Source organism: Micromonospora sp. NPDC048835 (assembly GCF_040649995.1).
In the GTDB taxonomy this organism is placed as follows: Bacteria; Actinomycetota; Actinomycetes; order Mycobacteriales; family Micromonosporaceae; genus Micromonospora.
On record NZ_JBEZGM010000010.1, the window covers coordinates 64,108 to 90,547 of the forward strand.

Here is a 26,440-nt window from a genome sequence, read left to right on the forward strand (position 1 = left end):
TTCCGCTCCGGTGCCGCGTCCCCGACTCCCCCTCCGGCGGCCCTCGTGCCGGCTCAACGGGTGGGGCGCCGCGCCCCGTCGGACTGCGGGTGCCCGCCGGTCGGGCGGACCGGCCGGTACCGGGCCAGCCAGGTCACCAACTCCTCGGCCGGCATCGGCCGGGCGTAGAACCAGCCCTGAGCGGCGTCGCAGCCGGCGGCGTGCAGCATCCGCCAGGTCCGCTCGTCCTCGACACCCTCGGCGACCACCCGCAACCCCAGGGCGCCGGCCAGCTCGATCATCGACCGGACGATCGCCGCGTCGTCGGCGTCGTCGGCCATGCCGAGGACGAACGAGCGGTCCACCTTCACCTCGGACAGCGGCAGGCGGCGCAGGTGCTGGAGAGAGGAGTAGCCGGTGCCGAAGTCGTCGAGCGAGATTGCCACCCCGATCCGGTGCAGCCGGGAGATGGTGGCCAACACCCGACGCGGGTCGGCCATCAACGCGCCCTCGGTGATCTCGACCTGCAGCCGTTCGGCCGGCACCCCGTACCGGGCCAGCCGGTCGGCGATCTGGTCGGCGATCTCACCTGTGTGCAGGTCGCGCACGCTCACGTTTAGCGCCGCGCGCAGCCCGATGCCGGCCGCCGACCACTTGGCGAGCTGCTCCACCACGTCGTCGACGACGCGACGGGTGAGCAGTCGCATCACGGCGCTCTGCTCGGCGACCCGGATGAGTTCCTCCGGGTCGACCATGCCCCGCCGGGGGTGCCGCCACCGCAGCAGAGCCTCGACGCCGACCACCTCGCCGGTCGCGATGGCGATCTGCGGCTGGTAGTACATGGTGATGTCCCCGGCGTCGTCGGCCGGCTCATCGTCCGCGTGCCACCCGGTCGGTTCGATCGGCTGCCCCGGCGTACCCGGTCCGGCGTCCAGCCGTACCCCCGGGCGACCCTTGCCCACCGCGCTCCCGGTCGAGGCCCGCCGGCCGTTCGCGCCCCCGGCGGGCCGCTCCCGGAGCGGACCGGACCGGGTGCCGGCGACGGTGGCGCGGGCGTTTCGGCCCCGGATCGGGTCGGCTCCGGTGGCAATCCGGTTGATCAGCTCGTCGGCGTGCACCAGCCCGGCATCGGCACGTCGGCGGCGTGCCCACCACCTGGCGACTCCCGGCTGCGCCGTGGCGACCACCGGCGCCGGGTCCGCCGCCGGCGAGGGTCGGCCCGGCGTCGCGATGGGCAGCGGGCCGTCGGCCGTCGCCCCGGTGGGCAGCGCCGCCCCGTCACCGCCGCGCACCTCCGCAGAAGCACCAACTGGTACGTCGGCCGCGCGCTCGGTCTCGCTCGGCACCCCGGCCGACGGGCCGGCCTCCAGGACGCGGCGCAGGTCGGCGAGGAGACCGAGTCGCTCGGCGGAGTTGTGATCGGACTCCGGGGCGTACACGGCCACCGTGTCGTTGCGGTGCTTGGCGTCGTACATCGCCACGTCGGCGTGCCGCATCAGGGTGGCGAAGTCCTCGCCGTGCTCGGGGAAGAGGGCGATCCCGATCGACCCGCCCACGTCCAACGGCAACCCGTCCAGCGGCACCGGCTCGGCCAACGCCTGGACCACCCGGTCGGCCAACTCCCGCGCCTGACCGACGTCGGTCAGGCCGGTCATCACGATCGCGAACTCGTCACCGCCGAGCCGGGCGATCATCTGGGGTCGAGGTTGCACGTCGGTGAGCCGAGCGCTCACCTCGACCAGCAATCGGTCACCCACCGAGTGCCCGAGGGCGTCGTTGACGTTCTTGAAGCGGTCCAGGTCGATCAGCAGCAGCGCGAGCTGCCCGTCGGGTTCGCCACGGGCGGTCCGTTCGGCGTGCACGTGCACCTGCTCCGCGACCTCGGCCAGCAGGGCCTTGCGGTTGGGCAGCCCGGTCAGCGGGTCGGCGGCGGCGAGGTGCTGCTGTTCGTTCGTCAACCGCGCCATCCGGTAGACGGCGAAGAGCGGCACCAGCACCAGCGGGATCAACGCGGCACTGACCCGCGACGCGGCGACGAGCACCGGGGCGAGCAGCAGCAGTGAGCCGGTGGAGAGCAACTCGAAGCCGAGGCCCTGGCGGACCGTAGGCCACCAGCGGTCACCGAAACGCAGCCGCACCGCCCAGCTCACCAACCCGTAGTTGACGACGAACCAGGCAAGCGTGGCACCACCGACGGCGGCCACGTCGGTCCAGTGCAACCGCCCGCCGGAGAAGATCGTGCCCGACCCGAGCTGGATCACCCCGTACGAGGCGGCGAGAGCACACGCGTACTGGCCCACGTTGAACGCTGTGCGCCACGCGGCGTGCCGCATCCGCCAACCCGAGACGACCACGCCCACCGCCTGCACGACCACCGCCGGGCCTAGGCCCCAGCCGAGCAGGATCGCGAAGGTGAAACAGGTGGACGGGAACACCGCCGACGTCTGCCGGCGCCCCGGTGGAACGAACGGGCGCGCGTCGCAGACCACGGCGAGCGCGGCCATCGTCCAGAACGCCACCGGCAACTCGGACAACTCACCGGGGAGCGTCGCGAGTGGGACGGCGGCGGTCGACGCGGCGACCACCAGAATGCCGACGACGAAGGCGGCGAACGGTGCGACCCGCCCCGCAGGAAGCGAGTTGCGTGGGTCGGCGACCTCCACCACACCTCCCGACCGACCATCGGCGTGCCGGTGCGCACGCCGTGACCCAATGAAACGCCCTCGGCCCCCAGTTTCCCGGTATGACAGTCACGAATCGGTCGTAGTCGTAATTAAGTTGGTATACGCGGTCAGCCGCTCAGCTGAGCGACGTCCCGTGCGGCGTCCGGCCCCGCGTCGAGCAGGAGCCGGAAGCCGTCCTCGTCGAGCACCGGCACCTTCAGGCTGGCGGCCTTGTCGGCCTTCGACCCGGGGTTGTCCCCCACCACCACGAAGCTCGTCTTCTTGGAGACCGACCCGCTGACCTTGCCGCCCCGCATCTGCACCGCCTCGGCAGCCTGGTCGCGCGAGAAACCGGCGAGCGTGCCGGTCACCACCACCGTCAACCCCTCCAACGGGCGCGGCCCCTCGTCGACCGCCTCCTCGGCCATCCGTACGCCGGCCTCGGCCCACTTGCGGACCACCTCGCGGTGCCAGTCCACCGCGAACCACTCTCGGATGCTCGCCGCGATGGTCGGCCCGACCCCGTCGACCGAGGACAGCTCCTCCTCGGTGGCCGCGTCGATGGCGTCCATCGAGCGGAAGTGCCGGGCGAGCGCCTGGGCCGCGGTCGGGCCGACGTGCCGGATGGAGAGCGCCACAAGCACCCGCCACAGGTCCCGTTCCCGGGCGACCGCGAGATTGTCGAGCAGCTTGGTGGCGTTGGTGCCCAGGCTGCCGTCCTTGTTGACGAAGAACGGCGACCGGGACAACTGCTCGGCGTCCAGCAGGAAGAGGTCGCCCTCGTCGCTGATGATCTCCGCGTCGAGCAGGGCGGCGGCGCCCTTGTAACCGAGCACCTCGATGTCGAACCCACCACGGCCGGCGAGGTGGAACACCCGCTCCCGCAACTGCGCCGGGCAGCTGCGGGTGTTGGGGCAACGGATGTCCACGTCGCCCTCCTTCGACGGCGCGAGCGGGGTGCCGCAGGCCGGGCAACTGGTCGGCATGACGAACGGCCGGGCATCGGCGGGCCGCAGGTCGACCACCGGGCCGAGCACCTCGGGAATGACGTCGCCGGCCTTGCGCAGCACCACCGTGTCGCCGATCAGCACCCCCTTGCGCTCCACCTCGCGGGCGTTGTGCAGGGTCGCCAGCGCGACCGTGGAACCGGCCACGCGCACCGGCTCGAGCACGGCGAACGGGGTGACCCGACCGGTGCGCCCCACGTTGACGTCGATGTCGAGCAGCGTGGTGGTGACCTCCTCCGGTGGGTACTTGAAGGCGATCGCCCAGCGGGGCGCACGACTTGTCGACCCGAGCCGACCCTGGATGGAGACCGGATCGACCTTGACCACCACGCCGTCGATCTCGTGCTCGACGTCGTGCCGGTGCTCGGCGTAGTAGGCGATGAACTCCGCGACACCGGCCAGGTCCGGGACGACCCGCCACCTGTCGCTTGTCGGCAGACCCCACGACTTGAGTGCCGCGTACGACTCGGACTGCGCCGTGGGCTGGAACCCCCGACGGGCGCCGATGCCGTGCACCACCAGGCGCAGCGGCCGGGTGGCGGTGACCCGGGGGTCCTTCTGCCGGAGGCTGCCGGCGGCGGCGTTGCGAGGATTGGCGAAGGGCGCCTTGCCCTGCTCCACCAGACCCGCGTTGAGGTCGGCGAACGCGGCGATCGGGAAGTAGATCTCCCCCCGGACCTCCACCAGCTCGGGGATGTGCGGGAACTCGGCGGACGGAGCGAGCTGGCCGGGCACGTCCCGGATGCTGCGGACGTTTGCGGTGACGTCCTCACCGGTGCGCCCGTCGCCCCGGGTCGCGGCCCGGACCAGCCGACCGTTCTCGTAGGTCAGGTTGATCGCCAGCCCGTCGACCTTCAGCTCGCACAGGTAGGGCACCGGGCCGCCGGCGTCACGTTCGACCCGCTCGGCCCAGGCCGCCAACTCCTCGTCGGCGAAGGCGTTGTCGAGCGAGAGCATGCGTTCGGCGTGGGTGACCGGGGTGAAGTCGGTGGAGAACGTGCCACCCACCCGCTGGGTCGGCGACTCGGGCGTCCGCAGCGCCGGGAACTCCGCCTCCAACGCCTCCAACTCGCGCAACTGCCTGTCGAAGTCGGCGTCGGGGATGGTCGGCGCGTCCAGGACGTAGTAGCGGTACTGGTGCTCGGTCAACTCCTGACTCAGGGCGGCATGCCGCTCCCTGGCCTGCGGCGTCGGCTCAGCCCCGGCCGCCGCCTCCTGCGCCGGGCTGACCTGCTGACCGATCTGCTCCTCGGACACACCGCCACCTTCGGACACGCCTGCGACCTCCCTGATCACGCTACTCCGGCACCGTATCGGGCCGGTGGGACAATCCGCCGCCCGCCCGCGCCCGAAGCGACCCGCCCTCAGTCACGCCCCGTGATCCGTTGATCCACCCCTCCCGCGATCTTGCAGTTACTGTCGCGAAATAAGGGACCTTCCGTGCATTTCGGCGACCGAAACTGCAAGATCGGCGCCGGCGGGGCGGCGGCGGTGTGGTTGGCGGGCGACTCCGACCACGGCGTGCGAGGATCGCCGGACGATGGCGGTCCGTGGGACGCCGGGAGGCGGAGGTACGGATGCGCGAGGCGTTGTTCTGGGCGGCGGCGATCCTGCTGGCGGTGGCCGCCGGCTGGGCGTGGAACAGTTGGCGGCACCGGGAGGCCGAGCGGCGTCGGGAGACCGGGCCGGGTCGGGGCAGCACCGGCGGTCGTCGTTCCGCCCCGCCCCGGCCACGTGGCGCCGAGCGGCCGTCCACCACACCCCGCCCGCGCGACACCGACCGGCACGACGGTGATCCGGCCCCCGGTGAGATCTGGTGGGCCGACGTGCCGTACGCCGACGGCAGCGGGTCGAAGGTGCGCCCATGTCTGGTGCTGCGCGTCGACTCCCGGGGCGCTGACGTCCTGAAGATCACCAGCCAGGACAAGAGCGACCGGGACGACCACGTGCGGATTCCCACCCGGGACTGGGACCCCGGCGCGGAACACGACAGCTACCTCAGCCTCACCGAGCCGGTCCGGATCAGCCCGGCCGCCTTCGCCGACCGCGCCGGGCGCTGCGACGCCGACCTGTGGCGAAAGGTACGCAACCTGCGCCACCTGACCAACCCCTGACCACCCTTCGACCACCCTGACAGCCCTCGCGGCCGACCGCCGAATTTGATCAACTCGCGTTCCTGAAAGTCGCGGCGTCCAAGGCTCCCGGATACCCCGGTTTCCAGGACCCCGAGTCGATCACGCCAAAGGGCCCGCGAGCCAGGCCGGACCAGGCCAGGCCAGGCCGGACCAGACCAGGCCGGACCAGACCAGGCCAGGCCGGACCAGGCTGCGGTCAGTCCCAGGCCGCGCCGAGCGTGGCCAACTGGTCGGCGTACTCGATGCGGTCGGCCCACTCGCGCGGCCAGCCGGTCATGCCGACGGCCGCGCCCACGAATGCGCCGGCCAGGGCGGCGATCGAGTCGGAGTCGCCGGCGGTGGTCGCGCCCCGGGCCAGCGCCGCGACCGGGTCGTCGGCGTGCCGTACGGCGCAGAGCAGCGCGGTGGCCAGCGCCTCCTCGGCCACCCAGCCCTCCCCGGTGGCCTGGCACGGGTCACCGCCGTCGTCCGGCTGCGCCAGGGTGTCCGTCAGTCGGCCCAGCACCGCCAGGCACTCGTCCCAGCCCTGGGCGATGAACTCCTCCGGCGTGCCGACCCCCGGGCGCTGCCAGAGGTCGCCCAGCCACCGCTCCCGGTAGACCAGGCGCTGGGCGAGCGCCCGCTCGGTGAGCAGCGCGGGCACCTCAGGCAGGGTGGCGCCCGCGCGCAGCGCGGAGACCGCGTACGCGGTGAGTTCGCTTGCGGCCAGCCCGGTCGGGTGGCCGTGGGTCAGCCCGGCCTGCAACTGGGCCAACCCGGCGAGCGTGTCCAGGTCAACGTCGAGCAACCCGACCGGGGTGACCCGCATGTTGGCCCCGCAGCCCTTCGAGCCGGCCACCGTCGCCTCCTGCCAGCGCACCCCGCGACTCAGCTCGGCGCAGGCGCGCAGGCAGGTCATGCCCGGGGCGCGGTTGTTGTCCGGGCTGACCGCCCAGGCCAGGAAGCGTCGCCGCAGCAGTGGCTCGACCGCCTCCGGCGTGAACGACGGCGCCTCGTGCAGCGCCCAACCCACCGCCAGGGCCATCTGGGTGTCGTCGGTGACCAGTGCGGGCTCGCCGGCCAGCTCGCGTGGACCGGCCGGGCCGTACCGGCGCTCGATATCGGCGACGGTCAGGAACTCGGTCGGCTTGCCCAGCGCGTCACCGTAGGCGAGGCCGAAGAGCGAACCGGAGGCGCGAAGCGCAGAGGTGTGGATCACGGCGGCCATCATGCCTGCCCGCCGCGACCCACGGTGGGCTCAGTCCCAGCAGAGGCAGAACGGGTGGCCGGCCGGGTCGGCGTAGACCCGGAAGCCCTCGCCCTCACCCGGCAGTCGTCGAGCGCCGAGCGCGAGCGCCGCCTTCTCGGCAGCCTCGATGTCGTCCACCGTCACGTCGAGGTGGAACTGTTGTGGACGCTCGGGATCCGGCCAGGCCGGCGGCCGCAGGTCGAGCGCCTGCTGGAAGGCCAGACGCGGCTGGTGACCGGGCGGACCACCGAGCACCACCCAGTCGTCGCCGGACGTGCCCTCGGTCAACGGCACGCCGAGCAGCTCGGCGTAGAACGACGCGAGCACGTGCGGATCCGGGCAGTCGATCACCACTGAACGTAGCTGTCCAATCATGACCGCCATCCTGCCCAGCGGGTACGACAGGAAACCTCACACCTCGGCGAGCCGTCGGCCGGCGTCCCGGCACGCCGCGAGCACCGCCCGGGCGTACTGCGGGGTCGCACCGGCGAGGCCACAGGCCGGAGTGACCACCACCTGCTCGGCGAGCTGCCGGCGGGAAAAGCCCAGGCGGTCCCAGACCTGGCGTACCCGATCGGCGATCTGTGCGGAGGTCGGCGCGCCACCGGCCGACGGCGGCCGGGTCGGCGCGGCCCCGGCCAACACCCCGAGGCCGGCGTCGATCGCCTCGCCCAACGGGTCGAGCTTGGTGACGAGGTCCAGGTCGAGGGCGACCGCGACGGCGCCGGTGGAGCGGATCAGCTCCAACGGCACGTCCGGGGCGCAGCAGTGCACCAGCGTCGGTACGCCGACCGCGTCGACGACCGTGCGCAGCAGCGCGGCGGCGTCCACCGAATCGACCGCCCGGTACGCGCCCAGCCCGCTCTCCGTCGGCACCCGCCCGGCCAGCACGGTCGGCAGCGACGGCTCGTCCAGTTGCAGCAGCACCGACGCCTGGGGCAGCCGACGGGCGACCGCCGCGACGTGCGCGCGCAGCCCTTCGGCGAGGGAGCCGGTCAGGTCCCGGACCGCGCCGGGGTCGCGCAGCAGCCGGCCACCGATCGGCAACTCCAGGGAGGCGGCCAGGGTGAGCGGGCCGGCGGCCTGCACCTTGATCGGCCCGGCGTACCCCTCGGCCTGCTCGGCGAGCTGGTCCAGGTCGCGTTCCATCAGGTCACGGGCCCGGCGCAGGTCGCGGCCCGCGCGTGGGGCGACCCGCCACCGCCCCGCGTACACCTCGACGGGCAACTCGACGAGCAGCCCGGCGGACCTGCCGATCATGTCCGCTCCGGGGCCCCGGGCCGGCAACTCGGGCAGGTGCGGCAGGTCGGGAAGCTCACCGAGGACCACCCGCTGGGCCTCGCCGATGTCGGTGCCGGGCAGCGAACCGATTCCGGTTGCCGCGCCAGCCGGCCAGGGCCACGCCTGATCTGTCACGGGCGAAGGCTATCCCGCGGACACCCGGGCCGTGCGGTCAGCCGGTGATGGTCGCGGAGCCGAGGACCACGTCGCCGGCCGGGTCCGGCCGGTACGCCACCACGGCCTGGCCGGCGGCGACCCCGCGCACCGGTCGACGCAGCTCGGCGTGCAGCCGGTCACCGTTCAGGGCGACGGTCGCCGGCACCACGTCGCCGTGCGCGCGCAACTGCACCTCGCACTCGACCGGCGCGTCCGGGCGCGCCCCACCGGTCCAGACCGGCCGTACGGCGTGCACGTCGGACACCTCGAGCGCCTCGGCCGGGCCCACCGTCACCGTGTTGGTCTTCGGCGTGATGGAGAGCACGTAGCGCGGCCGACCGTCCGGGGCGGGACGGTCCAGGTGCAGACCGCGACGCTGCCCCACCGTGTACGCGTACGCGCCGCTGTGACTGCCGACGACCGCGCCGGTGGCGGCGTCCACCACGTCGCCGGGGGCCGCACCGAGCCGGCCGGCCAGGAAGCCGCGGGTGTCCCCGTCGGCGATGAAGCAGATGTCGTGCGAGTCGGGCTTGTCGGCCACGGCCAGGCCACGCTCGGCAGCCTCCGCGCGGACCTGCGCCTTCGTCGAGTCACCGAGCGGGAACATCGAACGGTCGAGCTGCTCGCGGGTGAGCACGGCGAGCACGTACGACTGGTCCTTGGCCAGGTCGACGCTGCGCCGCAGCAGCCCGTCCGCGCCGAGGCGGGCGTGGTGCCCGGTCACCACCGCGTCGAAGCCCAGGGCCACCGCCCGGTCCAGCACCGCCGCGAACTTGATCTTCTCGTTGCAGCGCAGGCAGGGATTCGGGGTACGGCCGGCGGCGTACTCGGCGACGAAGTCGTCGACCACGTCCTCGTGGAAACGGTCGGCCATGTCCCAGACGTAGAACGGGATGCCGAGCACGTCGGCCGCCCGCCGGGCGTCCCGGGAGTCTTCCAGGGTGCAGCAGCCGCGCGCCCCGGTCCGGTAGGTCTGTGGGTTGCGCGCCAGAGCCAGGTGTACGCCGGTCACGTCGTGCCCGGCCGCCACCGCCCGCGCCGCCGCCACGGCCGAGTCAACCCCACCCGACATCGCCGCCAGAACCCTCACCGACCCACTCCCCTTCCCCGTCCCATCCGTTCCCCCACGACAACCCTATCCACCACCCCCGAAAACCCCCGCCCCACCAAACCCCAACCCCCACCCCGTCACCCCACCCCGTCCCGCCCCGCACCGCCTTGCCCCGTCGCCCCGCACCGCCTTGCCCCGTCGCCCCGCCCCGCCTTGCCCCGTCGATCATGGAGTTGTGGCGCCCGGAAGAATGCGAATAGCACCTTTTGCCACCCACCACAACTCCTTGATCGACGCCCGAAGGAGCGGGGCACGCTCGGAGGGGTGGGGCAGGGGCGAGGGGGGGGCGGCGGCGCGGGCGCGGTTAGCGGGGGGTGCGGAGGGCGGCGGCTCGGCGGGCTCGGTCGACTGCTGCCGGTAGGGCCGCGATCAGTGCGTCGATGTCGGCCTGGGTGCTGGTGTGGCCCAGGGTGAAGCGCAGCGAGGAGCGGGCGCGGTCGTCGTCGGCGTCCATCGCGAGGAGTACGTGCGAGGGCTGGGCCACACCGGCCGAGCAGGCGGAGCCGGTCGAGCAGGCGATCCCCTGGGCGTCGAGCAGGAGCAGCAGGGCGTCGCCCTCACAGCCGGGGAAGGAGAAGTGCGCGTTGCCGGGCAGCCGGTCGGTCGGGTCACCGTTGTAGATCACCTCGGGCACTGCCCGGCGGACCCGCTCGATCAGGTCGTCGCGCAGCGCGGCCACCCGGGCCGCGTACTCCTGCTGGCCCTTCACGGCCGTCTCCACGGCGACCGCGAAGGCGACGATGCCCGCGGTGTCCAGGGTGCCGGATCGGACGTCGCGTTCCTGGCCGCCGCCGTGCAGCAGTGGCGTGGCCGGCACGTCCCGGGCGAGCAGCAGCGCGCCCACTCCCATCGGGCCGCCCAACTTGTGCCCGGTGACGGTCAGCGCGGCGACGCCGCTGGCGGCGAAGTCGACGGGCACCTGACCGACCGCCTGGATGGCGTCGGTGTGGAAGGGCACACCGTGCTCGGCGGCGACGGCGGCCAGCTCGGCCACCGGCTGGACGGTGCCCACCTCGTTGTTCGCCCACATGGCGGTGACGACGGCCACCCGGTCGGCGTGCGCGGCCAGCTCGGCGCGCAGGTCCTCCGGGTCGAGCCGACCGACGGCGTCCACCGGCAGCAGGCCGACTTCGGCGCCCTCGTGCTCGGCCAGCCAGTCGACCGCGTCCAGCACCGCGTGGTGCTCGACGGCGCTGGAGACCACCCGGCGGCGGTCGGGGCCGGCGCCCCGCCGGGCCCAGAAGATGCCCTTGACCGCGAGGTTGTCGCTCTCCGTGCCGCCACCCGTGAAGATCACCTCGGAGGGCCGGGCGCCGAGCACGGCGGCCACGCGTTCGCGCGACTCTTCGACCCGTCGGCGGGCGCGGCGGCCCGCAGCGTGCAGGGAGGACGCGTTGCCGACCTCGCGGGCGGTAGCGACGTACGCCTCCAGTGCCTCGTCGAGCATCGGAGTCGTCGCCGCGTGATCCAGGTAAGCCATCGCCCTCAAGCGTACGGCCGACACGTGGGGGGCCGAATGCCGGAGGGGACCGCACGCGACGGCCGGGGTGGAAGTCCACCCCGGCCGGATACGCGCGGGCCTGTTCAGGCGGGTACGGCGGTGACGACGATGTTGTCCCGGTACTTGCGCGCCTTGGCGTCGAACGGGCCACCACAGGTGATCAGGGTCAGCCGTGGCTTGCCGTCGCGGGCGAAGTACCGCTCCAACGGGATCTTGGTCTTGGCGTACTCCTCCCGGGCGACGACCCGGTAGCGCCGCCGCTCGCCGTCGCTGCCGGTCGCGGTGAGCGTGTCCCCCTGGTCCAGCTCCCGCAGCCGGAAGAACGCCCCCTTGCCCTGCTTGGCGCTGTCCACGTGGCCGGCGATGACCACCGAGCCGGCGTCCGCCTCCAGGCCGGGGCCGTAGCGGTACCACCCGATCTGGTCGACGCTCGGCGGCACCTCGAACTCGTTCGTCCGCTCGTTGATGCCGACGGCGTTGACGGTGGCCGTGACGTCGATCTCCGGGATCAGCAGCCGGACCGGCGGGACGGTCTTCGCACCGTTTGGCAACTCGCCTGCGGTCACCGGCACCGACGGGGCGTCGGTACCGGCCGGCGGGGCACTGGTGAGGGCTGTCGCCTCGTCGGCCCCCACCGTCCCGGCCGGCTGGTTGGCGCACGCCACCAGCGTGGCGACGGTGAGCGCGGCAACGCCGGCGGCCACCGCCGCCAGCGCGCCGCGGTTGCGCACCGTCACTTGCGGCCGGTCCGTGCGGTCGCCATCCGCACCCCACCACCAAGGAGCAGGAGTACGCCGACACCGGTGAGCACGTACCACCAGGTGTGCACGCCCGTGCCGGCCTGGCCGCCGTCACCGCTGGGCACGCCGCCTGGGGCGGAGTGCAGGCCGGTGATGGTCTGGGCCACCACGTCGAGGCTCTTGCCCTCGGCGGAGCCGATCGCGTAGACGATCGTGGCGGTGCCTTCCTTGAGGTCGAGGTCCGCCGGGCCGATGGCCACGGTGTCGGTGCCGGCGAGCACCACGTCCGCCTTGACGGTGCCCGCGTCGACGTCGCCCTTGGCCTCGTTCGGGTTGGTGAGGTCCTCGAAGACCGGGGTGCCGCCGGCCCGGACGTCGACCGCCGGGGCGGCGGCGGTGTGCCGGACGATCAGCCGGGCCTTGCCGGCGGCGACCTTCGAGACGTCGTTCACGAACGGCGTGATCTTCGGCTGGCCGGCGGCGTCGAGGTGGGCGGCGATGCTGACGTTCGCACCGCCCGGCACCGCGGCGTTGTCGACCTTGAGGATCGCGCTGCCGATCGGCTCGCCCGGCTTGGTGAGCGCGATGTCGTAGTCGCCCTCCTCCAGGTTCAGCGGGCCGGCGACGTCGCCGGGCTTGAAGTTGTCGAGCGTCTTCTTGCCGTTGACGTAGACGTCGACGGGGGTGTCCGGGATGCCGTGCACGACGGAGACCTTCGAGGTGGCGGCGTACGCGGGGCTGGCGGTGAACGCGCCGACGCCGGTGAAGGCCAGCGCCGCGACCGCGCCGCCCGCGGCGACCCGACGGAAGTACGAGAGCTGCATGTCTGCCTCCTGGTGATAACTGCTGATTCGTCAGGCCGGGCTTGCAGAACGGGTTACGCCGGCTCCCGAACGGGCGGATGCGCCCCGGAGGCACTTTTCTTTTCCGGCCTCGACTGCATCCGCAACGGGGTCGGGGGACGAAGAGCTGGTGAGATGACATCGACCGGGGAAGTGGGGCGGGGACTGTGGCAGCTACAGTCGGGCATGCCCCATCGAAGGCGAGCCGCCCGATGACGGCGCTACGACAGGAACCGGACCCTCCGGTGGACGACCTCGACCGCAGATTCCGTGACGGCGACGACGTGGCGCTGCGCGAGGCGTACGACCGTTACGGTCGTGCCGTGCTCCACCTGGCCACGTCCATGCTGGCGAACCGCAGCGACGCCGAGGACGTCACCCAGGCGACGTTCGTCGCCGCCTGGCTGGGTCGCGACACGTTCGACCCGGCCAAGGGGTCGCTGATCGGTTGGCTGCTCGGCATCGGCCGGCGGAAGGTGATCGACCGGATGCGCGCCTCGGCCCGGGAGACCCGGGTGGTGGAGACGGTCCGACAGTTGCCCGAGCCGGCGCAGACCCAGCCGGACCCGGACCGCGTGGTGGACCGGTTGGTGATCGCCGACGAGCTGGCGCGTCTCCCGGACGACCAGCGACGGATGCTGGAGCTGGCCTTCTACGACGACCTGACACACCAGCAGATAGCCACGGTGACCGGGGTGCCGCTGGGCACCGTGAAGAGTCACATCCGACGCGGCATGGCGAGCTTGAAGCGCAGATGGGAGGTGGACGGTGCAGCACCTGGACCACGACCGGCTGGTATTTCTGGCACTCGGTGAGAGCGAGGCGGTCGACGGGGAGAGCACCCACCTCGGCACCTGCGCGCTCTGCCGGGCGGAGGTGGCGACCCTTCGGCAGGTGGCGGGGCTCGGCGCCGAGACCCAGGGCCTGACCGACCTGCCCGACCCGCCGGAGCACGTCTGGCAGGGCATCGAAGCCCAGGTCAGGGCGGTGGAGGCCGGCCCGTTGCGGACCGAAGCCCGTCGACACCTGGTGCCCGGACAGGCCGACACCACGACGGCCGGACAGGCCGACACCACGATGGCCGAGCGGACCTCCGGCGCGGTGGCCGGGTCGACGGTGACCCGGCTGGACCCGGCGCGGCGATCCCGCCGGGGTCGCGGCTGGTCCGGTTGGGTGGCCACCGCGGTGACCGCGGCCGCCGCCGCGGCGGTCGGCGTGGTGGGCACCGTCTCGGTGCTGCGACCCGACGATCCGACGCCCACCCCGCAGCCGGTGGTGGTGGCGAGCGCACCGCTCGCGGCGTACGGTGCGACGCCCCCGACGGCCAAGGGCGACGCCCGCGTTCTCCAGGACGGCCAACTACATCTGCATGTGGCGAATCTCCCGAGCGTCCCTGGGTACTACGAGGTCTGGCTCATCAATCCGACGACGATGGAGATGTTCTCGATCGGCACCCTGGGGGGCGGCTCGGACGCGCTGCTACCCCTGCCCCCGAATGTCGACCTCAAGACCTACTCGGTGGTCGACGTCTCCGCCGAGCAGTACGACAACAACACCCGCCACTCCGGCGACAGCCTGCTGAGGGGCTCCCTGACGGGCTGATCGGCGGGCCGGCTCAGCTCCCCGGCTCGCCGATCAGCTCCCCACCTGGCAGTGGCCGCCCGTTCGCACGGGCGGCCACTGTCGTTCGCAGGGTCACTTGCGCTTGCGGATCTCCTCGGCAGCCTGCGGGACGATCTTGAACAGGTCGCCGACCACACCGAAGTCGGCCAGTTCGAAGATCGGCGCCTCGCCGTCCTTGTTGACCGCGACGATGGTCTTCGAGGTCTGCATGCCGGCCCGGTGCTGGATGGCACCGGAGATGCCGAGGGCGACGTAGAGCTGCGGGGAGACCGTCTTGCCGGTCTGACCCACCTGGAACTGGTGCGGGTAGAAGCCGGAGTCGACGGCCGCGCGGGACGCGCCGACGGCGCCGCCGAGCAGGTCGGCCAGCTCCTCGACCAGCTTGAAGTTGTCGGCGTTGCCGACGCCGCGACCGCCGGAGACGACCACGCCGGCCTCGGTCAGCTCGGGGCGGGAGCCCTTCTGCTCGGCGACCCGCTCGACGACCTTGGCCAGCTTGTCCGTGTCGGTGACCGACACGCTGAGCTGCTCGATCGCCGGGCTGGCCGCCGCCGGGGCGGGGGTGACCGAGTTGGGCCGGACGGTGACCAGCGGCAGACCCTTGGTGACCTTGGACTTGACGATCGTCGAGCCGGCGAAGGCGACCTGCGTCGCGGTGCCGTCGGCGTCCAGGCCGACCACGTCGGTCAGGATGCCGTTGTCGAGCTTGACGGCGAGCCGGGCGGCGATCTCCTTGCCCTCCTGGGCAGAGGCCAGCAGCACGGCGACGGGCTGCACCCGCTTGACCAACTCGGCCAGCACGGTCGCCTTGGGGGCCACCAGATAACCGTCGATCTCGTCACCCTCGGCGGCGTAGATCTTCTCCGCGCCGTACTCGCCCAGCTTGCCGCTCAGCGCCTCGGCGGCACCGGCGCCGCCGAGCACCACCGCGCTCGGGGTGCCCAGCTCACGCGCGAGGGTGAGCATTTCCAGGGTGACCTTCTTGACGCCGAATTCCTTCGTGGCTTCGACGACGACGAGAACCTCGGACATGTCAGAACCCCCCTCTCACACGAACTTCTCGGTGGCGAGGAACTCGACCAGCTTGACGCCGCCCTCGCCCTCGTCGGTGACCTTGGCGCCGCCGGAGCGCGGGGGACGCTTGGTGTGCTCGACGACGGCGCTCGTCGCGCCGTCGAGGCCCACCTCGTCGGCCGCGACGCCGAGGTCGGCAAGCGAGAGCGTCTGCACCGGCTTCTTCTTGGCGGCCATGATGCCCTTGAAGGAGGGGTAGCGCGGCTCGTTGATGGTGTCCCAGACGGAGACCACGGCGGGAGTCGCGGCGGTGACCACCTCGTAGCCCTCCTCGGTCTGCCGCTCGACGGTGAGCGTCGCGCCGTCGACGGTGAGCTTGCGGGCGCCGGTCAGCGCCGCGACACCCAGCCGCTCGGCGATCATGTGCGGCATGACCTGGACCCGACCGTCGGTGGACTCGGCACCGCAGATGACCAGGTCGGCGTTGAGCTGACCGAGCGCGGCGGCGAGCACCTTCGAGGTGGCGACGGCACACGAACCGTGCAGGGCGTCGTCGAGCACGTGCACGGCCTTGTCCGGGCCCATGGAGAGCGCCTTGCGGATCGACTCGGTCGCCCGGTCCGGACCCATGGTCAGGATGGTGACCTCACCGCCGTGCGCTTCCTTGATCTTCAGGGCCTCCTCGATGGCGTACTCGTCCATCTCGTTGATCACGTTGTTCGCCGAACCGCGGTCGACGGTGTTGTCGTCATTGCGCAGGTTGCGGTCCGCGCCCGAATCAGGCACCTGCTTGACGAGTACGACGATGTTCATCGCGCTTCGACGACCCTCCTGTGTGGTGTTGCGATTCGCTCGCCCGGTCTGGGGCGCAGCGTCGCGCGTCGGTCGACGTCAGGTCAACCGCGGGCGGTTGTGCAGTTGCCCACGACGCAATGTTACCTGCCAGTAGGTTGCGCTCCCGCAGCACTCAGGGTGACACAGCTCACCGACGCCCGGCCGGTCAGGCGGGCTCGGCCAACGCCACCCGGATCTGGTCGATGGCCGCCGCCTCGGCGGGTGCCACCCCGTCGTGCGCCCGGGCCACCTGGTCCGCCGCGGCCAACACCAGTTCGCGGTACGCGTCCACCTCCCGCGGGGACTTCTCCCGCAGGATCCGCACCGCCCGCCCCAGCGCCGGCAGCACCACCGACTCGATCTCGAGCTGCGAGTCCCGGGGCAGCCGCGGCAGCGGGCCGGTGGTCAGCGCCTCCTTGACCGTGCCACTGGCCTCGGCGAGCGCGCCGGACGCGGCGATGCTCTCCCGGATCACCCCCAGCACTCCCGGGTCGGCGTTGGAGACCAGGAAGACGGCACCGAAGGCGCCGGTCTTGAGGGTCAGGCGCTCCTCGTCCGTCAACCGCTGCTCCATGATCACGGAGTGTAGACGTACGGGGTGGTGGTGGTGACCGGGACGAGGCCGAGCCGCTGGAGGATGGGCCGGCTGTCCTCGGAACAGTCGACCTGCATGAGCGTCCGACCCCGCTGCTCGGCAAGCCGCGCCCGGTAGTTGACCAACGCCCGGTAGATGCCCTTGCGCCGCCACTGCGGCAACGTCGAGCCGCCCCACATCGTGGCGAAGCCGGTGTTCGCCGGGAAGCGCACCCAGCCGGCGCTCACCACCGCCCCGTCCACCTCGGCCACCACCACGGTGATCGAGGTCGGGTCGGCGTCGATCTCCTTGGCCAGACCCGTCACGAGGTGCGAGCGGTCCTCCTGCCAGACCTCCTCCTCCATGGCGGCGATCCGCTCCAGGTCCTCCCGGGCGGTCACCTCACGCAGGCGTACCCCCTCGGGAACGACAGGCAGCGCGGCGGCCAACGGGGCGACCGGCCCGACCACGACGGTCTCCCGGTCCTCGGGGACGAAGCCGGCGGCGCGCAGCCGGTCCGCCAGGTCGGCCGGCTCGTCGTGCTCGTTGAGCTTCCACTCGACCGACTGGCCACGCTCCCGGAACAGCCGCACCTGCCGCTCGATCAACTCGTCCAGCGCGTCGCCGGTCAACCCGCCCAGGTCGCGGTAGGTGAGGAAGCCGCCGGAGTCGAGCCCGAGGATGCGGACCAGCGGCCCGTCCCGCTCCACCGTCACCCCGGCCGGAACCGGGTCGGGGATCTCCGGGCGGAGTTGGTTGTCGTAGGCGTCGCGCAGCGTCATCACGTCGAGATCAGTCACCGGCCCAGGCTAAGCGGCATGGGAAGTGGATATCCTCCCACTGTGTGGGAGGCGATCAGGCGATGGTTCGACCCGGCGGAGCTGCGCTCGGTCGGTGAGACCCCTGACTACCGGTTCTCGCTGGCCAACGAACGGACCTTCCTCGCCTGGTTGCGCACCGGACTGGCGCTGGTGGGCGGCGGGTTGGCCGCCGCACAGTTCCTGCCGCCGCTCGCGATGAGCCACCTGCGGGAGGCGATCGCGGTGACGCTGCTGCTGCTCGGCGGGCTGGTCGCGATCCGCGCCGTGGACCACTGGGCCCGTACCGAACGGGCCATCCGGCTCGGTCAGGAACTGCCCGCGTCGCGGTTCCCCGCCGTCCTCGCCATCGCCGTGGGCGTCGGAGCGGTGCTGCTCGTCGTGGCCGTCCTGACCCGGGCCGTCGGCGGGCGGTGAGCATCGGACGCGACCCGGGGCTGCAACCGGAGCGGACCCGGCTGGCCTGGCGGCGCACGCTACTCGCGGCGACGGTGGTGACCGCGCTGGCCGTCCGGCTGGCCTCGACAGGCGACCCGGCCGGGGCGCTGCTCGCCGGGGTCACGGTGGTGCTGTGGGGTGCCCTGCTGGCGCTCTGCTGGCCCCGCGCGACAGGCACCGGACCGGCCCGCACCGGCGGCCGGACCCTACCGCTCGTCGCGTTCGGCACCGTGGCACTCGCGCTACTGGGAGTGCTGCTGGTGCTCCGCAGACTGGGGTGACGGGAAACGGTGCGCCATGATGGGTGCATGGCCCGGCTTGGCGTACTCCTCTTCCTGGTGCAGATCGTCCTCGCGGTCTGCGCGCTGATCAGCTGTCTCTCCGCCGAGGAAGGTCAGATCCGTGGCCTGCCCCGGATCGTCTGGGTGCTGATCATCCTGTTCTTCCCGCTGGTCGGCTCGATCGCCTGGTTCGTCGCCGGCCGGCAGCGCAGCCCCGGCGGCGGCAAGGGCTGGCCGGGCGTGAGCGGCGGCGCCGAGCGGCAGCGCCGCCGGCCGGTGGCCCCCGACGACGACCCGGAGTTCCTCCGCTCCGTCGAGGAACGCGCCAAGCAGCAGGACCAGGAGCTGTTCCGCCGCTGGGAGGAAGACCTGCGTCGGCGCGAGGACGACCTGCGCCGCCATGACGGCGAGCCGCCGCGCGAGGGTGACCGGCCCGAGGTGTGAGCGCACCCGCCGCCGCCGGCGCGGGAGCGACGGCGGCGGGTGCGACTCAGGCCAGGTTCGACGAGCGGGGGTACGCGTCGGTCGGGTCGGTGAGCACGTTGACCAGGTACGGCACTCCGGAGTCGAACGCCCGCTGGAGCGCCGGGCCCAGGTCGGCCGCCTTGGCGACCGTCTCCCCCGCTCCGCCGAGCGCGCTGACCACCGTGTCGTAGCGCAGCTCGGGCTGGAGGTCGGCGGCCACGTCGTAGCCGTACATGGCCCGCATCGGGTGCTTCTCCAGCCCCCAGATGCCGTTGTTGCCGACGACGATCACCACCGGCAGCTTCTGGCGGACCAGCGACTCGACGTCCATCAGCGAGAACCCGGCCGCGCCGTCGCCCATCAGCACGCAGATCTGCCGGTCCGGGTGACTGACCCGGGCCCCCATCGCGTAACCCATACCGGTGCCCAGGCAGCCGTACGGGCCCGGGTCCAGCCAGGTGCCGGGCTGGGCCGGCTCCAGGTACCGCCCGGCGTACGACACGAAGTCACCGCCGTCGCCGATGGTGATCGCGTCCGGGGCGAGCACCCGACGCAGCTCGCCGTAGATCCGGGCCGGGCGGATCGGGTCGGTCTCGGCGGCCATCTCGGCCGCGTCCCGGGCCTTCGCGGCGTCCTCGGCCACGCGCAGGTCGGCGATCCAGTCGGCGTGGTCGGCCCGGTCGCCTGCGTGGTCGGCGAGCGCGGAGAGGATCAGCCGCAGGTCACCGGCGGGGGCGACGGCCGGCTGCACGTGCGTCGCCCGCTGGCTTGGCGCGTCGACGATGTGCACCACCTTGGCGTCACCGAAGTCACCGAAGCTGAGCCGGAAGTCCAGCGGGGTGCCCACCACCACGACCACGTCGGCACCGGAGAGCGCGGCCCGCCGGGCCTTGGCGAACGCGAGCGGGTGCGTCGGCGGGAGCGAGCCACGACCCATGCCGTTGGTGAAGACCGGCACCTGCAACGCCTCGGCCGCCTCGCGCAGGGCGGCGACCGCGTCGCCCGCGTACACGTCGGAGCCGGCGATGATGACCGGCCGCTGCGCCCCGGCGATGAGCAGGGCGGCGCGGCCGACCTCCTCCGGGTCCGGTGCGATCGGGTCGACGCCCGTCACGGTGGGCAGCTCGGTCTCGGCGACCGAGAAGACCGTCTCCAGCGGAAAGTCGAGGAAGGCCGGGCCGCGGTGCGGCGTGAGCGCGGCGTTGAGCGCGGCACCCACCGCACGCGGAATGTCGTCGGTGCTGAACACCGTCTCGGCGTGCTTGGTGACCGGGGCGACGAGCGGCAGGTGGTCCATCTCCTGGAGGCTGCCCGAGCCCCAGCGGAACGCGGGCGCCCGGCCGCCGAGCACCAGCACCGGCGAGGCGTTGAAGAACGCGCTCGTCATGCCGGAGATGCCGTTCGTGACGCCCGGCCCGGCGGTGAGCACGGCGAGGCCGGGGCGGCGCTGGAGCTTGGCCACCGCCTCGGCGGCGAAGACCGCGGACTGCTCGTGCCGGACGTCGTAGATCGGGAAGTCGGTCTTGTACGCCGCGTCGTAGAGCGGGAAGACGTGCCCGCCGGAGAGCGTGAACATCTCCCGTACGCCGTGTGCGCGTAGGGCCGCGAGCGCCAACTCGCCGCCGTGACCCTCGATCCGCTCCGTCATTCGCCGCTCCCCTTCGTCCCTCATGACCGACGCCTCACGCTACTGGCCGGTAGGAACAATGTGAACCGTTCTCGACTAATCGTCAGCGGCCGGTGAAGTCCGGCTTGCGCTTCTCCACGAAGGCGGTCATGCCCTCCCGCCGGTCGTCGGTGGCGAACAACGCCGCGAAGAGCTGACTCTCCCAGGCCAGGCCCGAGTTCAGATCCATGTCCAGGCCGCCGTCGACCGCCAGCTTCGCCGCGCGCAGCGCCTGCACCGGCCCGGTCAGGTACGGCTTCACGTACGCCACCGCGGCCCCGTAGACCTCGGCAGCGGGGACCACCCGGTCGGCCAGGCCGATCCGCAGCGCCTCCTCGGCGTCGATCATCCGACCCGTCATGATCAGGTCCTTGGCGCGGGCCGGGCCGACCAGACGAGCCAACCGCTGGGTGCCGCCCGCGCCCGGGATGATGCCGAGCCTGATCTCCGGCTGGCCGAGCTTGGCGTCGTCGGCCACGATCCGCCAGTCACACGCCAGCGCCAGCTCGCAGCCGCCGCCGAGCGCGTACCCGGTGATCGCGGCGACGACCGGCTTGGGGATCCGGGCGATCGCGCCGAGGGCGCTGGACAGGTTCGCGGCCCTCTCGGCCATGTCCACGTAGGACATGTCGGCCATCTGCTTGATGTCCGCGCCGGCGGCGAAGACCTTCTCCCCGCCGTACACGATGACGGCGCGGACCTCGGGGTCGGCGCTGGCCGCCGTGGCGGCGGCGCGCAACTCCTCCTGCACCTGGGTGTTGAGCGCGTTCATCGGCGGCCGCTCCAGCCGGATCGTGCCGATGCCGTCAGTGGTCTCCAGCCGAACGAACTCGCCCACGCTGCCCTCACTTCCTCGTTGAAGTCGCGTGCCAACCTTACGACCCGGCTCGTTTGGGTAAGTAGTGTGGTGTCAGCCCCGTGGGCGGGAGTCCAGCCATGATCACGTATTACGACGACAGGTCGGTACAGGTCACCTCCAGCACCGTCCGCGTCGACGGTCGCAGCTACGCGCTCGCCGACATCACCATGATCTGGCACCGCCGTGGCACCCGATCCTGGCGCGTGCTCGTGGGCCGCGGTGCGATCGGTGCCGCGCTCGCCGGCCCGCTGGTCGCGGCGGTGCTCGGCATCGGCGTGGCCGTCTGGCTGCACCGCTCACCCACCGTGACGATCGCGATCGTCGGCGCGTCGGTGCTCGTCGGGTTGGCCGTCGGGCCGGTCGCCGACTTCCTCTTCGAACACCTCGACCGCTCGTACGCCCGGGGCAGCCGCCAACTGGAGATCTGGGCCCGCTGGCGGGGTCAGCCGGTGCGCCTGCTGCGGACGGGTGACGCGCTGCGCTTCGGGCAGATCTACCGGGCGGTGCAGCGCGCGGTCGAGCACAGCCAACCGGCCCGCCCCGTCACACGCCGCTAGCCAACCTGTTCCCGCTCCCCCGCTCCACCCAGGTGCGGCGAGGGGCGGCGCGGGGCGGCGGCGCGGGCGGCGCGGGGGCGCGGGGCGGCGCGGGGCGGCGCGGGGCGGCGGGCAGAGGGTTCGTGCAATGCCTATGGAGCTGATGTCGCAAACGAATCAGACCGGGCCGGCCGCGACACGTGACGTCGCGAACGAATCAGACCCGGCCCGCGGCACGTGATGCCGCAAACGATTCAGCTCCAAAGGACCATCACAACACCACCGCTACCCGCCAGCCGACCCACGGCCGATCCGGGGGAGACCCCGCCCACCGCTCCCGGACGACCCACGGCCGATCCAGGGGCAGACCCCGCCCACCGCTCCCGGCCGAAGCAGGCGAGATCGGCGAGGACCACGCGCCGTCGCCGGACGGCACACGCCGGATCGCGGGCGGGCCGGGCCGAGTGCCGGCGGCCGAGCCGGGCGAGGTTTGCCCGGTGGTGGTTAGGCTTAGTGATGACCCTCTATTACCGGGACGACGCGGTGCAGGTCACGTCCGAGTCGATCCGGGCGGGCGGGCACGTGATCGCCCTGTCCGACGTGACGTTCGTGTGGCACGCACGGGGGCAGAAGACCCTCGCCGTACGAGGCCGTGTGCTGGGTCGCGGTGTCCTGGTCCTGCTGCTCTCGCTGCCGCCGCTTGTCGCCGTGGTCTGCGTGCTGTCGCTCGCCTGGTCGGCACAGGACCGGGGCAACTGGAAGCTGGCGCTGATCATCCTCGCCGCCTGCGGGGTGGGGGCCCTGGTGGCGCTGCCGTTCCTGGAGATCCCCCTCGGCTGGCTGGACCGCTCCTACGAGCGCGGCAGTCACGTGCACGAGCTGTGGGTGCAGCACCACGGCCGCGAGGACCTGCTGGTGCGGACCCCCGACGCGCTACGGTTCGGGCAGATCTACCGGGCCGTGCAGCGCGCCGTCGAACAGCAGGGGGACCACTGATGACCACCCGCCGCGGCGAGGCCGCCGCCCTGGCCGGCCTGCTCGCGGTGGCCGGCGTCACCCATCTGGTACGCCCCGGTGTCTACGACCCGATCGTGCCGCGTGCGCTGCCCGGACCGCCCCGGTTCTGGACGTACGCCAGCGGGATGGCCGAGCTTGCGGTGGCCGCGGCGGTCGCGAACCCGGCCACCCGGCGGGCCGGTGGTCGGGCCGCCGCCGCACTCTTCGTCGCCGTGCTGCCGGCGAACGTGAAGATGGCCGTGGACTGGCGGCACCGCCGCCCGACGAAGCGGGCCATCGCGTACGGCCGGGTGCCCTTGCAGGTGCCGCTGATCTGGTGGGCGCTGCGGGTGGCCCGCGCCGACTGAGCCTGTCGACACCTCACGCTGACCGGCGCAGTCGGGCGGTCCTGGCACGGCCGACGCACACTTGACCCATGGCGATTCCCCTCCCCACCCCGACCGCCGTGGTCGGCCTGACCCGCTCCGCTCTCGACCAGGCGCTCGGCTCGGCTGCCTCGATGGCCGCCGTGCCCGCCCGCGCGTTCGCGGTGCTGGACGGGGTGGAGGCACTGCTGGCCAGGATCAACGGCGTGGTCGACCGGATCGAGACGACCCTGGACCGGACCGACCAGGTGCTCACCGACGCCGAGGCCGCGGTCCGCGAGGTGGCCGTCATCAGCGCCGCCGCGACCACCGCCATCGACACGGCCACCGAGGTGGCCACCGCCGCCGCCGCGGTGGTCGCCGAGGCCGACCGGGTCTCCCGGGCGGCCGGCGCGGTGGTCGCCGAGGCCGACCGGGTCGCGACCGGCGCCGCGGAAACGGTGGGCACCGCGGCGCAGGCCGCCGCCACCGCGGCCGAGCTGCTGGCCGCGTACGAGCCGGCGCTGCGCCGGGCCGCGCCGATGGCCGGGCGGTTCGTGGAGGAGCTGAGTCACGAGGAGATCAGCGCGGCGATCCACCTGATCGACGAGCTGCCCAAGCTCAAGGAGCACCTGACGGCGGACATCCTGCCGATCCTGGCCACCCTGGACCGGGTCGGCCCCGACCTGCACGACCTGCTCGACGTCACCCGTGACCTCAAGCTCGCCGTGGCCGGCATTCCCGGGTTGGGCATGCTGCGTCGACGCGGCGAGAAGCTCGCCGACGAGCCCGTGAACTGAGCCCCCGCCCACCGGCGCGGAGGTCAGCAGGCGCAGGTGACAGTCGTGGTGGGTGCGGTGAGGTCGTCGACAGGTCGCCGGATCAGCCCGGCCTCCGTCACCACCGGCAGCCCCTCCCGCACCCAGTATTCGAACCCGCCGAGCATCTCCTTCACCGGATGGCCCAGCCGGGCGAACTCCAGCGCCGCCCGGGTCGCACCGTTGCAGCCGGGACCCCAGCAGTAGGTCACGACCGCGGACCCCGGCGGGATCAGATCCGCCGCCCGGGTCGCGATCTCGGCGGTCGGCAGGTGCACCGCGCCGGGGAGGTGCCCCTGCGCCCAGGCGGCCTCGCCCCGGGAGTCGACGACCACCAGATTCGGGGTACGGGCCGACAGGTCGGCGTGCACGTCACTGACGTCGGTCTCGACGCTGAGTCGACTGCGGAAGTGGGCGGCTGCGGTGGCCGGATCGGCCGCTGCGACGGCGAAGGTGAAGGTCATGCACCGATCCTCGCCAGGATGTGGTCGCGGAACGAGTGGCGGAAACGACGTCCTGCGCTAACATCCCGCCATGCCGACTCCGGCCGCCACCACCGGCCCCCGCCCGCTGCCGACACCCCGACGACCGGCGGCCGCGCACCCGGTCGCCGTGCTCGCGTACCCGGGGATGTCGGTGTTCGAGACCGGCATCGTCACCGAGGTGTTCGGGCTGGCCCGGCCCGAGTTCGACGTCGACTGGTACGACCTGGTGGTCTGCGCGGAGCAGCCGGGCCCGGTGCCGGTGGTCGGCGGAGCAAGCCTGCACACACCGTACGGTCTGGCCGAACTGGCGGCCGCGCGGACGGTGATCGTCCCCGGCGTACCTGACGTGACCGCCGACCCGTCGCCCGAGCTGACCACCGCGCTGCGCCTGGCGCACCGACGCGGTGCCCGGATCATGTCGATCTGCTCGGGCGCGTTCGCGCTGGCGGGGGCAGGCCTGCTGGACGGGCGGAGGGCCACGACCCACTGGCGGTACGCGGAGCTGCTGGCGCGACGCTACCCACGGGTCGAGGTGGACGCGGACGTGCTCTACCTCGACGACGGTGACCTGCTCACAAGTGCCGGCAGCGCGGCCGGGCTGGACCTCTGCGTACACGTGATCCGCCGCGACCACGGCGCGGCGATCGCCAACGCGGTCGCCCGACGGCTGGTGATCCCACCGCACCGCGATGGCGGGCAGGCCCAGTTCGTCGAGGCGCCGGTGCCCGCCGACCCGGACGACGACCGGATCGCCGTCAGCATCGACTGGGCACTCGCCCATCTCGCCGAACCGCTGAGCGTGGCCCAGCTCGCCGAGCGGGCGCACATGTCGTCCCGCACGTACCTGCGGCACTTCGCCCGAGCCACCGGCACCAGCCCGATCCGTTGGCTCGTCGACCAGCGGATCCGCGCCAGCCTGACCCTGTTGGAGGAGACCGACGCCGCGGTCGAGCAGGTGGCCCGCGCGGTGGGCTTCGACACGCCGGTGACCTACCGCCACCACTTCGGCCGGGCCATGCTGACCTCACCGTCGGCGTACCGCCGGGCCTTTCGCACCGGCGCCGGGCAGCGGGGCTGACGCCGCCGACGGGCGCCGAGCCGGCGCGGCGCACGAGCGACGGGGTCAGGCCGGGACGTACAGCTCGTCGATCTCGGCGCGTCGTGGGAGCGCCACCGACGCGCCGAGCCTGCGGACGCAGGCGGCGCCGGCCGCCGAGGCCCAGCGCACCGCGTCGACCAGATCGCGCCCCTCGCCCCAGCCGACCGCCAGCGCGGCGGTGAACGCGTCACCGGCCGCGGTGGAGTCGACCACGTCGACGGGTACCGCCGGCACGTGCACCTCGGCGCCGTCCCGGTCGACGTACCAGGCCCCGGCGCCGCCGAGGGTGAGCACGGCGCGGGGGGTCAGGTCGAGCAACGCCCGGGGCTCCTCCCGACCGCGACCGGCGAGCGCCTGCGCCTCGCCCTCGTTGACGACCAACAGGTCCACGGCGGCGAGCAGGTCCGGCGGAAGGTCGCGCGCCGGGGCGGCGTTCAGAATGACCCTGGTGCCGGCTTCGCGGGCGGCGACCGCGGCGGCGGTCACGGTCGGCACCGGGATCTCCAGTTGGGCGACCAGGACGTCCGCCGCGCGCACCGCGGCCAACTCCTCCTCGGTGAGGCCGACCAGGGCGTCGTTCGCGCCGGGGGTGACCACGATGGCGTTCTCCCCCTGGGCGTTGACCATCACCAGCGCCACCCCGGAGGCCCCGTAGACCACGCGCAGGTGGCTGGTGTCCACGCCGGCCGCGGTGATGCGGGCCTTGAGGGTGACGCCGAAGGCGTCCGAGCCGATCGCACCGAGGAAGACACCGGAGGCGCCGGCCCGTACCGCGGCCACCGCCTGGTTGGCGCCCTTGCCACCGGGCACCATCACGAAGTCGGTGCCGAGCATGGTCTCGCCCGGCCGCGGCAGCGCCGGGGCCATCGCGACCAGGTCCATGTTGGCGCTGCCCACCACAGCGACCCGGGCCTGCGGCATGGTCG

The 26,440-nt window shown here is 72.9% G+C and carries 28 protein-coding genes; 11 read left to right on the forward strand and 17 right to left on the reverse strand.

The genetic code is table 11. The features are described 5' to 3' along the window. Window positions 1-53 precede the first annotated feature (53 nt). Both AB0C15_RS14400 and ligA read right to left on the reverse strand, forming a co-directional pair. Window positions 54-2,642, reverse strand: coding sequence for an EAL domain-containing protein (locus AB0C15_RS14400; RefSeq protein WP_357351850.1), 2,589 nt, complete (start codon window positions 2,640-2,642; stop codon window positions 54-56). A 128-nt stretch (window positions 2,643-2,770) separates the two neighbouring features. Next, window positions 2,771-4,906, reverse strand: a complete 2,136-nt coding sequence (gene ligA / locus AB0C15_RS14405; protein WP_357351852.1) for an NAD-dependent DNA ligase LigA — start codon at window positions 4,904-4,906, stop codon at window positions 2,771-2,773. A 293-nt stretch (window positions 4,907-5,199) separates the two neighbouring features. On the opposite strand from ligA, the gene AB0C15_RS14410 reads away from it, so the two are divergent. After that, window positions 5,200-5,763: a type II toxin-antitoxin system PemK/MazF family toxin gene (locus tag AB0C15_RS14410; RefSeq protein WP_357351854.1), complete on the forward strand. Its 564-nt coding sequence runs from the start codon at window positions 5,200-5,202 to the stop codon at window positions 5,761-5,763. Window positions 5,764-5,980: 217 nt separating this feature from the next. On the opposite strand, the gene AB0C15_RS14415 is transcribed toward AB0C15_RS14410, so the two are convergent. The 7 genes from AB0C15_RS14415 to AB0C15_RS14445 all read right to left on the reverse strand — a co-directional run bounded on the left by AB0C15_RS14415 (window position 5,981) and on the right by AB0C15_RS14445 (window position 12,625). Further along, entirely contained in the window at window positions 5,981-6,994 is a 1,014-nt protein-coding gene (locus AB0C15_RS14415) for an ADP-ribosylglycohydrolase family protein (RefSeq protein ID WP_357351856.1), read from the reverse strand. 27 nt (window positions 6,995-7,021) lie between these two features. After that, window positions 7,022-7,387 carry a VOC family protein gene (locus AB0C15_RS14420; RefSeq protein ID WP_357351858.1) on the reverse strand — a complete coding sequence of 122 codons (366 nt, stop codon included), beginning with the start codon at window positions 7,385-7,387 and terminating at the stop codon, window positions 7,022-7,024. Window positions 7,388-7,423: 36 nt separating this feature from the next. Next, window positions 7,424-8,428, reverse strand: a complete 1,005-nt coding sequence (locus AB0C15_RS14425) for a methionine synthase (RefSeq protein ID WP_357351860.1) — start codon at window positions 8,426-8,428, stop codon at window positions 7,424-7,426. A 37-nt stretch (window positions 8,429-8,465) separates the two neighbouring features. After that, on the reverse strand, window positions 8,466-9,539 hold the full coding sequence (mnmA, locus tag AB0C15_RS14430) for a tRNA 2-thiouridine(34) synthase MnmA (protein WP_357351862.1): 1,074 nt from the start codon (window positions 9,537-9,539) through the stop codon (window positions 8,466-8,468). 325 nt (window positions 9,540-9,864) lie between these two features. Then, on the reverse strand, window positions 9,865-11,040 hold the full coding sequence (locus AB0C15_RS14435) for a cysteine desulfurase family protein (RefSeq protein ID WP_357351865.1): 1,176 nt from the start codon (window positions 11,038-11,040) through the stop codon (window positions 9,865-9,867). A gap of 104 nt (window positions 11,041-11,144) precedes the next feature. After that, entirely contained in the window at window positions 11,145-11,798 is a 654-nt protein-coding gene (locus AB0C15_RS14440) for a class F sortase (RefSeq protein ID WP_357351867.1), read from the reverse strand. Beyond that, window positions 11,795-12,625, reverse strand: coding sequence for a DUF4397 domain-containing protein (locus AB0C15_RS14445; protein ID WP_357351869.1), 831 nt, complete (start codon window positions 12,623-12,625; stop codon window positions 11,795-11,797). Before AB0C15_RS14445 ends, AB0C15_RS14440 begins: the two co-directional genes overlap by 4 nt. Window positions 12,626-12,855: 230 nt before the next feature. Here AB0C15_RS14445 and AB0C15_RS14450 point away from each other — a divergent pair, with 230 nt between their 5' ends. Together AB0C15_RS14450 and AB0C15_RS14455 are read left to right on the forward strand one after the other, a co-directional pair. Further along, window positions 12,856-13,458 carry an RNA polymerase sigma factor gene (locus AB0C15_RS14450; RefSeq protein ID WP_238684699.1) on the forward strand — a complete coding sequence of 201 codons (603 nt, stop codon included), beginning with the start codon at window positions 12,856-12,858 and terminating at the stop codon, window positions 13,456-13,458. After that, complete coding sequence (locus AB0C15_RS14455; protein ID WP_357351872.1) at window positions 13,412-14,245, forward strand: anti-sigma factor; 834 nt, start codon at window positions 13,412-13,414, stop codon at window positions 14,243-14,245. The genes AB0C15_RS14450 and AB0C15_RS14455 overlap by 47 nt, the downstream gene beginning before the upstream one ends. Window positions 14,246-14,338: 93 nt before the next feature. Here the strand turns inward: AB0C15_RS14455 and AB0C15_RS14460 are convergent, their stop codons facing one another. From AB0C15_RS14460 to AB0C15_RS14475, 4 genes are all read right to left on the reverse strand, one after another. After that, window positions 14,339-15,298, reverse strand: coding sequence for an electron transfer flavoprotein subunit alpha/FixB family protein (locus tag AB0C15_RS14460; protein ID WP_357351874.1), 960 nt, complete (start codon window positions 15,296-15,298; stop codon window positions 14,339-14,341). A 15-nt stretch (window positions 15,299-15,313) separates the two neighbouring features. Beyond that, complete coding sequence (locus tag AB0C15_RS14465; RefSeq protein WP_357351876.1) at window positions 15,314-16,093, reverse strand: electron transfer flavoprotein subunit beta/FixA family protein; 780 nt, start codon at window positions 16,091-16,093, stop codon at window positions 15,314-15,316. 187 nt (window positions 16,094-16,280) lie between these two features. Continuing rightward, entirely contained in the window at window positions 16,281-16,694 is a 414-nt protein-coding gene (locus tag AB0C15_RS14470; RefSeq protein WP_357351878.1) for a hypothetical protein, read from the reverse strand. Beyond that, entirely contained in the window at window positions 16,691-17,488 is a 798-nt protein-coding gene (locus tag AB0C15_RS14475; protein ID WP_357351880.1) for a GNAT family N-acetyltransferase, read from the reverse strand. The genes AB0C15_RS14470 and AB0C15_RS14475 overlap by 4 nt, the downstream gene beginning before the upstream one ends. Window positions 17,489-17,530: 42 nt before the next feature. On the opposite strand from AB0C15_RS14475, the gene AB0C15_RS14480 reads away from it, so the two are divergent. From AB0C15_RS14480 to AB0C15_RS14490, 3 genes are read left to right on the forward strand one after another with little or no spacing between them, the layout of a single operon-like run. Further along, window positions 17,531-17,923: a DUF202 domain-containing protein gene (locus tag AB0C15_RS14480; RefSeq protein WP_357351882.1), complete on the forward strand. Its 393-nt coding sequence runs from the start codon at window positions 17,531-17,533 to the stop codon at window positions 17,921-17,923. Beyond that, window positions 17,920-18,225 (forward strand): DUF202 domain-containing protein, encoded by a 306-nt coding sequence (locus tag AB0C15_RS14485; RefSeq protein WP_357351884.1) that lies wholly within the window; start codon window positions 17,920-17,922, stop codon window positions 18,223-18,225. Before AB0C15_RS14480 ends, AB0C15_RS14485 begins: the two co-directional genes overlap by 4 nt. 27 nt (window positions 18,226-18,252) lie before the next feature. Further along, entirely contained in the window at window positions 18,253-18,669 is a 417-nt protein-coding gene (locus AB0C15_RS14490) for a PLD nuclease N-terminal domain-containing protein (RefSeq protein WP_357351886.1), read from the forward strand. Between the two features lie 46 nt (window positions 18,670-18,715). Here the strand turns inward: AB0C15_RS14490 and AB0C15_RS14495 are convergent, their stop codons facing one another. Next, entirely contained in the window at window positions 18,716-20,338 is a 1,623-nt protein-coding gene (locus tag AB0C15_RS14495) for an acetolactate synthase (protein ID WP_357351888.1), read from the reverse strand. 82 nt (window positions 20,339-20,420) lie between these two features. Further along, window positions 20,421-21,194 carry an enoyl-CoA hydratase-related protein gene (locus AB0C15_RS14500; RefSeq protein ID WP_357351890.1) on the reverse strand — a complete coding sequence of 258 codons (774 nt, stop codon included), beginning with the start codon at window positions 21,192-21,194 and terminating at the stop codon, window positions 20,421-20,423. 98 nt (window positions 21,195-21,292) lie between these two features. On the opposite strand from AB0C15_RS14500, the gene AB0C15_RS14505 reads away from it, so the two are divergent. The 4 genes from AB0C15_RS14505 to AB0C15_RS14520 all read left to right on the forward strand — a co-directional run bounded on the left by AB0C15_RS14505 (window position 21,293) and on the right by AB0C15_RS14520 (window position 23,912). Continuing rightward, the gene (locus AB0C15_RS14505) at window positions 21,293-21,772 is read left to right on the forward strand and encodes a DUF6232 family protein (RefSeq protein WP_357351892.1); all 480 of its coding nucleotides are present in this window, start codon (window positions 21,293-21,295) and stop codon (window positions 21,770-21,772) included. 495 nt (window positions 21,773-22,267) lie between these two features. Next, window positions 22,268-22,747: a DUF6232 family protein gene (locus AB0C15_RS14510; protein WP_357351894.1), complete on the forward strand. Its 480-nt coding sequence runs from the start codon at window positions 22,268-22,270 to the stop codon at window positions 22,745-22,747. Then, complete coding sequence (locus AB0C15_RS14515; RefSeq protein WP_357351896.1) at window positions 22,747-23,115, forward strand: hypothetical protein; 369 nt, start codon at window positions 22,747-22,749, stop codon at window positions 23,113-23,115. Before AB0C15_RS14510 ends, AB0C15_RS14515 begins: the two co-directional genes overlap by 1 nt. A 68-nt stretch (window positions 23,116-23,183) precedes the next feature. After that, a complete protein-coding gene (locus AB0C15_RS14520; protein ID WP_357351898.1) occupies window positions 23,184-23,912 on the forward strand; it encodes a hypothetical protein in 729 nt (242 codons plus the stop codon). Window positions 23,913-23,935: 23 nt separating this feature from the next. Here AB0C15_RS14520 and AB0C15_RS14525 read toward each other — a convergent pair whose 3' ends face one another. Further along, window positions 23,936-24,394, reverse strand: coding sequence for a rhodanese-like domain-containing protein (locus AB0C15_RS14525; RefSeq protein ID WP_357351901.1), 459 nt, complete (start codon window positions 24,392-24,394; stop codon window positions 23,936-23,938). A 70-nt stretch (window positions 24,395-24,464) separates the two neighbouring features. Here AB0C15_RS14525 and ftrA point away from each other — a divergent pair, with 70 nt between their 5' ends. Beyond that, window positions 24,465-25,493 carry a transcriptional regulator FtrA gene (gene ftrA / locus AB0C15_RS14530; protein ID WP_357351902.1) on the forward strand — a complete coding sequence of 343 codons (1,029 nt, stop codon included), beginning with the start codon at window positions 24,465-24,467 and terminating at the stop codon, window positions 25,491-25,493. 45 nt (window positions 25,494-25,538) lie between these two features. On the opposite strand, the gene AB0C15_RS14535 is transcribed toward ftrA, so the two are convergent. Further along, the gene (locus AB0C15_RS14535) at window positions 25,539-26,435 is read right to left on the reverse strand and encodes a ribokinase (RefSeq protein WP_357351904.1); all 897 of its coding nucleotides are present in this window, start codon (window positions 26,433-26,435) and stop codon (window positions 25,539-25,541) included. Window positions 26,436-26,440: the final 5 nt, after the last annotated feature.